Origin of the sequence: Paenibacillus koleovorans NBRC 103111, assembly GCF_004000845.1 — a bacterium.
Lineage (GTDB): Bacteria > Bacillota > Bacilli > Paenibacillales > NBRC-103111 > Paenibacillus_AA > Paenibacillus_AA koleovorans.
Genome location: NZ_BIMA01000081.1, coordinates 21,712 through 33,097, shown reverse-complemented (window position 1 = coordinate 33,097; position 11,386 = coordinate 21,712). Strand labels below are relative to the sequence as shown.

Annotated in this window: 10 protein-coding genes; 7 read left to right on the top strand and 3 right to left on the bottom strand. The window is 52.2% G+C overall.

All coding sequences use genetic code 11. The features are described from left to right. Positions 1-265: 265 nt before the first annotated feature. On the top strand, positions 266-1,744 hold the full coding sequence (locus PKO02S_RS22580) for a PAS domain-containing sensor histidine kinase (protein ID WP_127586429.1): 1,479 nt from the start codon (positions 266-268) through the stop codon (positions 1,742-1,744). Here the strand turns inward: PKO02S_RS22580 and PKO02S_RS22575 are convergent. Further along, positions 1,741-2,325 carry a TetR/AcrR family transcriptional regulator gene (locus PKO02S_RS22575; protein ID WP_127586427.1) on the bottom strand — a complete coding sequence of 195 codons (585 nt, stop codon included), beginning with the start codon at positions 2,323-2,325 and terminating at the stop codon, positions 1,741-1,743. The two genes, PKO02S_RS22580 and PKO02S_RS22575, sit on opposite strands and share 4 nt — an antisense overlap. Positions 2,326-2,492: 167 nt before the next feature. On the opposite strand from PKO02S_RS22575, the gene PKO02S_RS22570 reads away from it, so the two are divergent. Next, positions 2,493-3,230, top strand: a complete 738-nt coding sequence (locus PKO02S_RS22570; RefSeq protein ID WP_127586425.1) for an SDR family oxidoreductase — start codon at positions 2,493-2,495, stop codon at positions 3,228-3,230. 5 nt (positions 3,231-3,235) lie between these two features. On the opposite strand, the gene PKO02S_RS22565 is transcribed toward PKO02S_RS22570, so the two are convergent. Next, positions 3,236-3,757 carry a CBO0543 family protein gene (locus tag PKO02S_RS22565; RefSeq protein WP_127586423.1) on the bottom strand — a complete coding sequence of 174 codons (522 nt, stop codon included), beginning with the start codon at positions 3,755-3,757 and terminating at the stop codon, positions 3,236-3,238. A 288-nt stretch (positions 3,758-4,045) separates the two neighbouring features. Here PKO02S_RS22565 and PKO02S_RS22560 point away from each other — a divergent pair, with 288 nt between their 5' ends. Beyond that, positions 4,046-4,987 carry a LysR family transcriptional regulator gene (locus PKO02S_RS22560; protein WP_127586420.1) on the top strand — a complete coding sequence of 314 codons (942 nt, stop codon included), beginning with the start codon at positions 4,046-4,048 and terminating at the stop codon, positions 4,985-4,987. A gap of 22 nt (positions 4,988-5,009) precedes the next feature. Here the strand turns inward: PKO02S_RS22560 and metE are convergent, their stop codons facing one another. Next, a complete protein-coding gene (gene metE / locus PKO02S_RS22555) occupies positions 5,010-7,280 on the bottom strand; it encodes a 5-methyltetrahydropteroyltriglutamate--homocysteine S-methyltransferase (RefSeq protein ID WP_127586418.1) in 2,271 nt (756 codons plus the stop codon). 464 nt (positions 7,281-7,744) lie between these two features. Between metE and PKO02S_RS22550 the strand changes: the two genes are divergently transcribed. The 4 genes from PKO02S_RS22550 to nrdF are packed head-to-tail and all read left to right on the top strand — an operon-like array spanning position 7,745 to position 11,380. After that, the gene (locus tag PKO02S_RS22550; RefSeq protein ID WP_127586416.1) at positions 7,745-7,969 is read left to right on the top strand and encodes a glutaredoxin family protein; all 225 of its coding nucleotides are present in this window, start codon (positions 7,745-7,747) and stop codon (positions 7,967-7,969) included. Beyond that, on the top strand, positions 7,966-8,337 hold the full coding sequence (gene nrdI / locus PKO02S_RS22545) for a class Ib ribonucleoside-diphosphate reductase assembly flavoprotein NrdI (protein WP_127586414.1): 372 nt from the start codon (positions 7,966-7,968) through the stop codon (positions 8,335-8,337). Before PKO02S_RS22550 ends, nrdI begins: the two co-directional genes overlap by 4 nt. After that, the gene (gene nrdE, locus PKO02S_RS22540) at positions 8,334-10,427 is read left to right on the top strand and encodes a class 1b ribonucleoside-diphosphate reductase subunit alpha (protein WP_127586413.1); all 2,094 of its coding nucleotides are present in this window, start codon (positions 8,334-8,336) and stop codon (positions 10,425-10,427) included. Before nrdI ends, nrdE begins: the two co-directional genes overlap by 4 nt. Further along, positions 10,415-11,380 carry a class 1b ribonucleoside-diphosphate reductase subunit beta gene (gene nrdF, locus PKO02S_RS22535; RefSeq protein WP_127586411.1) on the top strand — a complete coding sequence of 322 codons (966 nt, stop codon included), beginning with the start codon at positions 10,415-10,417 and terminating at the stop codon, positions 11,378-11,380. The genes nrdE and nrdF overlap by 13 nt, the downstream gene beginning before the upstream one ends. Positions 11,381-11,386 lie beyond the last annotated feature (6 nt).

Sequence of the window (11,386 nt, the reverse complement as noted above, 5' to 3'; positions counted from 1 at the left end):
CGCCAACTGAGCGCTTTCGCCAGAGGACCATCAGGGTGTTCTTCCCTGATGGTTTTTCTTATTTCCCAAGAAAAAGTACAGCATCAAAATGATCGCAGCGGCTGATCGTCATAAGCCCCACTTTGCCCATTATGCAGATATAGGAAATGTAAGATGATCATTGGCAGCCGGGATAAAAGAGTTCAGTTGCCCACAAGGAATTTTTCGACCCCCTGTCAAAAGAGTACAAGTTGGGATTCTACGTCGATATTAGTGAGGAGGAACTATGTTTACTCAGAGACTATTGGGGGAAGAAGCATACCATGTTAGGACCGTGCAGCTGCTGTCCGTCATCGAGCATAATGCCGATGCAATATGGCTGATCGATGCGGCTGATACGGTCATTGATGTGAATCCGGCTTTTGAAACATTGTTCGGCTGGTCGGCGGAAGATATTATTGGATCCAGATTGCCCATGATTCCTGATTATCTGAAAGCTGACATGGATGAGCTGCACAGGCGCATTCGTACCGGCGAAACGGTAGTTGGAATGGAGACGATTCGTGAGCGGAAGGACGGCAAGTGGATCGAAGTGGAAGCGACGCTGTCTCCGATTCGAGACCAGACGGGGATGATCATTGGAATTACCGGTATTTGCCGCGACATTACGGCGAAGAAGCATGCGCAGCATGATCTCCAGATGCGAACGATGCAGCTGGAGTCGTTTATCGACAATAATGCCGATGCCATCCTCATTTGCAACGATCAATTTATTGTTGAGCGCGTCAATCATGCCTTTGAGATGATTTTCGGCTGGTCCCAGGAAGAGATTGTCGGCTTGAACATCCATTCCGTCCCGTTCGTGCCGGCGGATGTGATGGCGGAGTCCCGGCAGCTCAGCGAGCGGTTGAGAAATGGGGAAACGTTAAGAGGGGTAGAAACGGTTCGGCTACGCAAAAATGGGGAAGGGCTTAACGTGATGGTATCGGCCACTCCGATTCTCAATACACGGGGAGGCAATCATGCCTGGTCGGTTACATATCAAGACATAACGAATTGGAAGCTGGCCCAAGAGCATATGAAAAATTCCGAGAAGCTCTCGGTAGCGGGCCAGCTGGCGGCAGGCATCGCTCATGAAATCCGGAACCCAATTACCTCGATCAAAGGCTTTATCCAGCTCATGAGATCCGGGTATGGCGAGAAACAAAAATATTTTGACATAATGACTTCGGAAATTGAACGCATCGAGTTGATTCTAAGCGAACTCTTGCTTCTCGCCAAGCCGCAGTTGATCAAATATGAGCCTAAGGATATCCGCGTGCTCTTATCCCAAGTGCTGGCGCTGTTGGACTCCCAAGCGAATCTGAAGAACATCCAGTTCGTCACCGAGTACAAGCCGGGAGTCTCGCATCTGTATTGCGATGAGAATCAGATCAAGCAGGTGTTTATCAACTTTATCAAAAATGCGATGGAGTCGATGGCGGACGGCGGCATGATTCGCATTCAGATTCAGAGCCTTAGCGAGCAAGATATCTTAATCCGAATCGTCGATGATGGCTGCGGCATACCGAAGGACATCCTCGCCAAGCTAGGCCAACCCTTCATGACGACGAAGCAAAATGGGACGGGGTTAGGCTTTATGGTAAGCAAAACGATCATCGAGAACCATTCCGGCCAAATCAAAGTGAGCAGTGTAGAGGGAGTCGGCACAACGATTGAAATTACACTGCCCATTTACACTGATCTGGCGTTGTTGGTCGGCTAATTGCGTGTATCCGCCGGAGGTGAGCCTTGCGAATGGCTGAATAGATGGTGGACTTGATCGGCCATGTACTTGGTGGAATGCGGCATCTGATGCCGGATCCACCATTCCACAACACCGATAAAGGCGGAGGCCATGAATTGCGCGTTGACTTCCTTGTCGATCGCACGGTCTGGCCTTTCCAGCTTAGCTGTGAGACTGGATGCGATATAGTGGAGCAATCGGTCGCGGAATACAAACGCTCTTTGGTTGGAGAACAGTGCGGAGAGGAAGGCATAATGCTCTTGCACATAGTCGAAAAAAGGTTTTGGGTCGCGTATGACACCGGGCTGGATCGGACCGGTGTCTTGAGACTGGCATAATGAGATCAGCTCTTGGATATGCGATTCCATGCATTTGTCCAGCAGCTCGTATTTGTCGCTGAAATGCAAGTACACGGTGCCTCGATTTACGTTTGCCCGATCCGCTATTTCGTTGATCGTAATTTGCTCGAAATCTTTTTTCGCGAACAGCTCCAGAAACGCCGTAGTAATCGCTTGTTTAGTGCGTAGTATGCGGCGGTCGGTTTTGACAACTTCACTCATAGATTAGGTTACCTCCTTCAGATCCTCAACAGTTCTGAGGGTTTTGTTGTTTATGGGACGATTTCGGAAACATTACTTATTGAGCCGATGAGTGTAATGTCTATAATGTAAATCAACGGCCGTTAAATAATCAACGCGTGTTGAAAAAAGAAGGGTGCTGAGCGAGCGTGGAGAATATACGAGATAAAGTTGTCATCATTACGGGGGCATCGAGCGGAATCGGGGAAGCCACGGGAAAGCTGTTGGCTCAACACGGAGCCAAAGTTGTGTTGGCTGCGAGAAGAGAAGATCGCCTTGCCGAGATTGTTAATGACATTAAGGAACATGGTGGAGAGGCTGTTGCTGTAAAAGCGGATGTCGTCTCCATCGAAGCGATGCAGCAATTGGCGCAGTTCGCGCTCCAGGCTTATGGCCGGGTGGATGTGTGGGTGAACAATGCAGGCGTGATGCCGAGCTCCAGATTGAACGAGCTGCGAGTGAGTGAATGGGAGCAAATGATCGACGTGAACATCAAGGGCGTACTCTATGGGATCGCCGCGGTGTTGCCGATCATGCGGGAGCAGCAGTCCGGGCACATCATCAACTTGTCTTCCACTTCGGGCTACCAAGTATCCGCCACCTCCGCCGTCTATGCGGCGACGAAATTCGCGGTACGAGCGATCACGGAAGGGCTTCGCTTGGAGGAGTCGGCAAGCTCGAGCATCCGAGCCACATTGATCTCGCCGGGCCTGACGAATACCGAGCTGTTCAGCACCATCACGAGCCCGGAGGTGCAGACGTTCGCCAGCCATTTGAGCGGCAAAGGCATTTTGCCGGCCAGCATCGCTAGAGCGATCGCATTCGCGATCAATGAGCCGGACGACACGCTTGTCAGCGAGCTGATGATTCGGCCGACCGCATTGTGAGTGTATCAGCCGCCTCTTTGCTCGATAGGGACGTCTACCGGGACTTCGAATAGCCAGAGCCAGAACACGCACATGGCGACGGAAAATATATAAGCAACTAAAGGACGCTTGTATTGCAGCCGCAGCATCGGGAACATCGTCACGTCGAACAGGGCGGACCACATCAGGCTCCATCCGTGCTGGTACGACATTCGGCCGTTCGTGGTGAAGAACCATTCCGCTACTATATAGATGCCAATCCACTTGACGTAATGCCATAGCTTCTGTTTCGAGTCCGCAGGATACCTGTAGAGGAACATTAACGCCGAAGCCGGAAACACGACAAACGTATAGACCATTTCTGTAAGGCTATGATTTGGCAGAACATCGGGAATCATTTTCCATAGGAAATAATTCGCCGTCAGAAAGTTGTAGGTCAGGTTCCCGAGGGCAAAATACATCATCGTATGATGATACTTTCTCCAGTCCCTCCAAGCCCCCGTCTGCCAGACGCAAAGAATGGTAAACAAAGCAAGCGTCAAGTGCATGATAAACTCCACCCGGATTAGTATTATCCACTATCATTTCCATTTTCTGTTTGTTTAACAGCTCGAAAATAAATCCCTATAACAAGTCGAATCAAGCCTTCCGATAAAGTATGGGCGCAGCAATGACACCGATACGATTTGGCAGCCGATCACAAGCCGGTGTCGCTCACCGCAACGGTGAATACATCCGATACCGTCTGCCCGGACGGTCCCTTTTTTGACTGGCGGAATGGCGTCATGTAAACTTTTATCAGGGGAAAATGAAACGAAAATGGAGGAGTTTTCCGAATGACCTTACAGCAGTTAAAATATGTTCTGACGATCGTTAGCTGCGGCTCGATCAGCGAAGCGGCGAAACGATTGTTCATTTCCCAGCCCAGCTTGTCCAGCGCGGTGAAGGAGATAGAGCAAGAGGTCGGCATCGAGATTTTCCTGCGAACGTCGAAGGGGATCGTGTTGTCGAGCGACGGAGCCGAGTTTTTGTCGTATGCGCGTCAGGTGGTAGAGCAGGCCGAGCTGCTCGAGCAGCGCTACATGAACCTGAAGCCGTCCAAGAAGCTATTCTCTATATCGACCCAGCATTACGCCTTTGCCGTGCAAGCGTTCGTCAGCCTGCTCAAGGAGTTGAACGTCGACGAGTACGAGTGCACGCTGCGCGAAACCCGGACCTATGAAATATTCGACGACGTGCGCAATATGCGTAGCGAGGTAGGGATCATCTATCTCACTGAATTCAACCGCAAGGTGATTCAGAAATTGCTGCGGGAGAACGACCTGCAATTTCACCCGCTGTTCGTAGCAGAGCCGCACGTCTTCATCAGCACCGATCACCCGCTCGCCGGCAAGCAGCAGCTCGAGATCGAGGACTTGGATCCTTTTCCGTGTCTCGCTTTCGAGCAAGGGGAGCATAACTCCTTTTACTTCTCCGAAGAGATTCTTAGTACGAGAACGGTTCGGAAAAAAATATTGGTGAGCGACCGCGCCACATTGTTCAATCTGTTGATCGGGTTGAACGGGTACACGATCAGCTCGGGCGTGCTGAACGAGGATTTGAACGGCACCCAAATTCGTTCCGTGCGACTCCGTACGGACGAGAAGATGACGATCGGTTATGTGACGGGGAAAAAGCTGCATCTGAGCCAGCTGGCGACAACCTATGTCCACAAGCTCAAAACTATAATAGCCGATTTCGGCTATCCGATTATAGAGCAAGGGGATGGACTACAATGAGTCCATCCCCTTGTCACTTCTATTAGAGCGATTGCCTGACTTCTTGCGCAGCCTGGACAAGATGCTCCAGGCTCGCCCAAGTCTCAGTCTCGCCGCGAGTTTTCAGGCCGCAATCCGGGTTGACCCACAGCTTGGCCGCGTCGATCTTGTCCAGCATGCGATGCAGTCCGTCCTTCAGCTCGCCGACGCTCGGAATGCGAGGCGAATGGATGTCGTAGACGCCGGGTCCTACTTCCGTCTGGAAGCCGCATTCGTTGATCGCGTCGATGATCGCGAGGTCCGAGCGGGAAGCTTCGAACGTGATGACATCGGCGTCCATGGCGTCGATATCGCGAATAATGTCGCTGAACTGGCTGTAGCACATATGCGTATGAATTTGCGTATGAGACTGGACGCCGCTATGCACGAGCCGGAAAGCCGGAATCGCCCAGTTCAGGTAGTCGGACTGCCAATCCGACCGGCGCAGAGGCAGCTTTTCCCGCAGCGCGGCTTCGTCGATCTGGATAATCTCAATGCCGTTCGCCTCCAGATCGAGCACCTCTTCCCGGATCGCCAGCGCGATCTGGTAGGCGCTGTCGCGCAAGCTGATATCCTCGCGAGGGAAGGACCAGTTCAGAATCGTTACCGGACCGGTAAGCATGCCTTTGATCGGCTTACTCGTCAAACTTTTGGCATAAGCGGAATATTCGACGGTCATCGGTTTGGAGCGGCTAATATCGCCCCAGACGATCGGAGGCTTCACGCATCGGGTGCCGTACGATTGTACCCAGGCGTTCTCCGTAAACAAGAACCCGTCCAGGCATTCGCCGAAGTATTCGACCATGTCGTTGCGCTCGTATTCGCCGTGGACGAGGACGTCGAGCCCGATCGCTTCCTGCCTGGCGACACATTCGGCGATGCGCTCGAAGTTGAACTGCTTGTATTGCTCCTCCGTGATGGAGCCCTTCTTGAAGGCGAATCGATTCGCCCGAACCTCGGCTGTCTGCGGGAAGGAGCCGATTGTGGTCGTCGGCAGCAGGGGAAGGGCGAACTTCGCTTTCTGAATCGCTTCCCGCTCCTCGAATGCCGGCAGCCTGGTGAAATCGGAATCCGTCAGGCCGGCTGTCCGAGCCAGGACCGCGGTATTGCTAGAGAAGCGTTCTTCCTTGAATAACGATTCGTTCCGGGCGTATTCCGCATGGGAGGTCGGGTTTGCCACACTCAAGATCGACTTGAGCTCGGTAAATTCCTGCAGCTTCTCTTCCGCGAACGCCAAGTACGCTTTATGCTCCTGCTGCAGCTTCGTTTCCTGCTTCAAGCTGTAGGGGACATGGAGAAGCGAGCAGGAGGAGCTTAGGACGATCCGGCCGGCGTGCTCTCGCAATTGTTGAATAAGGCCGAGCGTGTCGGCGTACCGATTCCTCCAGATGTTCTTGCCGTTCAGGATACCTGCGAACAAAGTTTTCTCCTCCGAGAAGCCGAACCGCTGGATCAGCTCAAGCGATTGTTTGCCTTCGACAAAATCGATGCCGATGCCGTCGAAGGGGAGAGCTTGCAGCTCGACGTAACCGTTGCGGACATCTCCGAAATAAGTTTGAACGAGTACCTTGGTGTTTCCTTTGGAAGCGAGAATGCCGGTGTAGAGCTTCGTAAAGAGGGCGAGGTCGGACTCCGACAGATCGGTCACTAGTGCGGGTTCGTCCAGCTGCACCCATTCTGCGCCTAGTGCGCCAAGTTTTACGATCGCAGCTCCATATGCATCAATGGCGGAGTCCGCGAAGTCTTCGGCCGTCTTTTCCCCCACATACTTGGCTAGCTTGAGCAGCGTATAGGCGCCGACCAGTACGGGTTTGGTGGAGATTCCTTGCCGTTTGGCTTCCGTGTACTCATCGAACGGCTTCGTTCCGGCTAACCGGATTGCAGTACGATCGTCGATTTCGGGAACCATGTAGTGATAGTTCGTATTGAACCACTTTTTCATCGCCAACGCCTTCACGTCGCCTTGTTCGCCCTGATACCCCCGCGCCATAACAAAGTAAGTCTCAAGCTCGCCAAGTCCAAGCGCGTGGTAACGCTCGGGAATAATATTGAACAAACAAGCGGTGTCCAGCACCGTATCGTAGAAGGAAAAATCGTTAGAAGGGATGTAGTCGACATCGTGAGCTTGCTGCAGGCTCCAGTGAGCGGATCGTAGCTGGGCCGCTGTGCGCAGCAGCTCGTCAGAGGAAAGCTTGCCTTTAAAATAAGTTTCGGAGGCGAATTTCAGCTCGCGCAACGCGCCTACTCTGGGAAAACCGATGATGGATGTTTGCATGGTTCGAACAGCTCCTTATCAGGTGTGGAAGTTGGCTTAATTATAGAGTTTTTGACTTGATATCAGGAAATACACAATTTCTATAGCTTGATATAGTTTATTTCTATGGCTTGCATACTAGACAAATCATTATTCGGCTCTGCATAAGGAAATCAACATCTTGCGTCTATTCGGAACAAATTCAACGGTTATATACTGTATCTTGGAATGTGGTTCGCATTGTGCTACAATCGGTTTATTCCAAATTTACATACTAGCTTCGGTTCGGTGCCCGACCGAAACGACGATTGCATTTCACCGGGGTTGAGGAGTGGAACGAACAGGACGAGCTGTCCGGCAACATGGTGGCGCTTTCGCGTCGGCTTGCTGCTGCCGCAATCCAGCCGCTCTTCGTTCGACACACCCTTGGAGTCGAGGGTATTTTTTCAATTTCGGACTTACACATATGACTGGAGGAACTACTAATGAAGCTGTATACCAAGACGATTTGCCCGAAATGCCTGTGGATCAAGTCGGAGGTGCAACGCTCCGGCCTGGAGGTTGAGATCGTGAACATCGACCATGATGCTGCGGCGCATGATAGACTTGTAGAAGCCGGCGTGATGAGTGTACCGGTGATGGAAGTCGACGGCCAATACATATTCGATCCGAACGAGATGGTTAAACAGATGGAGCGGATGGCCGTATGATCGCATACGCCAGCCGAACCGGAAATGTCCGTTATATCGTAAACCGGCTGCAGCTGCCCGCCGTGGAGATCGAGGCGGATGTGACGCTGGAGGAGCCGTTCCTGCTCTTCACCTACACAGATGGACTGGGCGAAATTCCCCAGAAGGTCAGACAATTCTTGGATCGGAACGGTGCACATTGCCGAGGCGTCATCGTAAGCGGCAACAGCAATTTCGGCCATCAAGTCTTCGGCAAGGCCGGCGATGCGATTTCGCAGCAGTGGCAAATCCCATTGGTGCGCAAAGTCGACATGCGCGGCTTCTCGGAGGACTATGAGGCGATCCATCAGTATTATGAGCAATGTTTTCGAGAGGAGCTCGTTGGATGAAGTCTTATTTGAAGCTGAATAATGAAGTATTGAATCAATACAACCGGACGGGGAAGCTTGATCTGATCAAAGATAAAGAGGCGACGCGACGCTATTTCCTGGAGCATGTGAACGTGAAGCTCCGCTACTTTATCGACACGGAAGAGAAGATCCGCTACCTGGTAGATGAAGGCTACTATGAACCCGAATTTATCCAGCAGTACAAGATGGAGTTCATCAAAGGGTTGTATGAGAAAGCGTATGCCTACAAATTCCGCTTCCCTTCGTTTATGAGCGCCAGCAAATTTTACGAGAGCTACGCGATGAAGAGCCGTGACGGCGAGGAAATTCTCGAGAAGTACGAGGATCGGATCGTCATCACGGCTTTGTATCTGGCTCAAGGGGACGAGCAGCTGGCCGAGCGAGCGGTTGAGGCGATGATGTCGGCGTATCAGCCGGCTACGCCAACTGCGCTGAACAGCGGCAAGATGGCCCGCGGGGAATTGGTCAGCTGCTTCAAGCTGACGATGGACGATTCGATGAACAGCATCGCCGAGAATATCGGCTACTGCCTGGAGCTGTCGCGCCTGGGCGGGGGCGTTGGCGTCAATGTCACCGACCTGCGTCCGCTCGGCGATCCGATCAAGGGCATTCTCAACCGCGCGAGCGGCGTTATGCCGGTAGCCAAGCTGCTGGAGAATTCGTTCTCGTATTCGAACCAACTCGGCCAACGCAACGGCTCCGGCGTGATCTATTTGAACATTTTCCACGCCGACATCGAGAACTTCATCTCCGCCAAGAAACCGAACGCCGACGACAAGATCCGTTTGGCGACGCTATCGACCGGCATCATTGTCCCTAGCATCTTCTTCGAGCTCATGAAGCGGGACAAAGACATGGTGCTCTTCAGCCCGTACGACATCTACAAGGAATACGGCAAACGGATGTCCGAGATCAGCATCAGCAGCATGTACTATGAGTTGCTTGATAATCCTAACATTCGCAAGATCAAACGAATCAACGCTCGCAAATTGTACACGGAAGTCAAGAAGGCGCAGTTCGAGTCCGGTTATCCGTTCGAGGTGTTCGACGACCACGTGAACGAGAGCCATGCGCTTCGCAACCTGGGACGCGTGAAGATGTCCAACCTGTGTACGGAAATTCTGCAAGTGCAAGAAACAAGCATCATCAACAACCATGGCACCGAAAACGACTATGGCCTGGACGTTTCTTGCAACCTGGGCTCTGTAGATATCCATAAAGCAACGCGGGACGCGAATTTCGAGCAGTTGATCGAGACAGCCATGCGCCTGCTGACCAACGTGTCGACGATGACCGATATCCGGAACGTGCCTTCTGTAGCCAAGGCGAATCGCTGCATGCACTCGGTCGGGCTCGGCGTCATGAATTTGCACGGCCACTTGGTATCGCAAGGACTCTTATACGGTTCGCCGGAGTCCATTGCGTTCGTCGACAAGTTCATGGAGGCGCTCAATTATTATTCGCTGCAGTCTTCGATGAAGATTGCCAGGGAAAAAGGAGAGACGTTCCATGGTTACGAGCAGAGCGATTATGCGAACGGCACGTATTTTGACACCTATGTCTCTAAATCCGAGGACGCCTTGTCTGACGAAGTCTTGAAGGCATTGGGGCATGTTCCGCTCATTACCCGCGAGATGTGGGTTAGTTTGAAGGAACAAGTGATGGAGCACGGCCTGTTCAACTCTTACCGGTTGGCTATTGCGCCGACGGGGAGCATTTCCTATATCCGCAACAGCACGGCATCCATGGCCCCTTGTACGGAGAAGGTCGAGATTCGCGATTACGCCGACAGCCGCACGATTTATCCGATGCCGTTCCTGAACAACGACAATGTGTCGCTGTACAAGGAAGCTTACGATATCGACCAATTCCGGATGATCGATATGTATGCGGCCGCTCAGAAGCATATCGATCAAGGGATCTCGATGACGTTGTACGTGACCGACCAGTGGACGACCGAGCGTCTTGCCCGTCTCTACATTTACGCATGGGTGAAAGGCATCAAGACGGTGTATTACGTGCGCCAGCGCTTGCAGACCATTGAGGAGTGTGTATCATGTTCGATCTAAAGCCGTTCGAGGCGGTCAACTGGAACCGAAACCAACTCGAGCTGACCAAAGTGTTCTGGGACCAACAGTGGAAGCAAATCTGGTTTCCGGAAGAAATCGCGGTCAGTAAAGATATTAAGCAGTGGCAAGATTTTTCCCATCAAGATACGTACAAAAAGGTGTTCGGCGGTCTGACGCTGCTGGATACGATCCAAACGAATATCGGTATGAACGAGATCGCGCGGCATGCGCCTGACTTGCAAGAGAAAGCTTTGTACACCGTGTTCGCTTCGTTCGAGGCGATTCATGCCAAGTCGTACTCCTACATTTTCACTACGCTTTGCACGAACGGCGAGATCGACAACGTCTTCGATTGGGTCAAGCGCAACGAATACTTGCAATATAAAGCCAAACGAATCAGCGACGTCTACTTGGCGATCGAGGAGAACGATCCCGTCTCCTTGTGGAAGGCGATGTTCGCCTCGGTAATGCTGGAATCGTTCCTGTTCTACTCGGGCTTCTTCTATCCGCTCTACTTGGGCGGGCAGGGAGTGCTCCGCAACAGCGCGGAAGTCATCTCGCTCATCCTCCGGGACGAATCGATTCATGGAGTTGCGATCGGATTTTTCGCGCAGCACCGCTTCAAGCAGTTCACTGCGGAGCAGAAGGAGCAGTTGACCGTCTGGGGGTATGAGTTCTTGTTGGATCTGTATCACAACGAGATGAACTATACTAACGATCTGTACGCCGAAACCGGACTGAGCCCGGATGTGAAAAGCTACGTTCGCTACAACGCGAACAAAGCGCTGATGAACATCGGCTTCGAGGTGATGTTCCCGGAGGAGGAAGTGAACCCGATCGTCATGAACGGGATCCGGAACGAAGGCTCGACCTACGATTTTTTCTCGCAGAAAGGTTCGACTTACGCCGTGGCGAAGGTCGCTCCGATTACGGACGATACGTTTCGATTTTAATGAGGA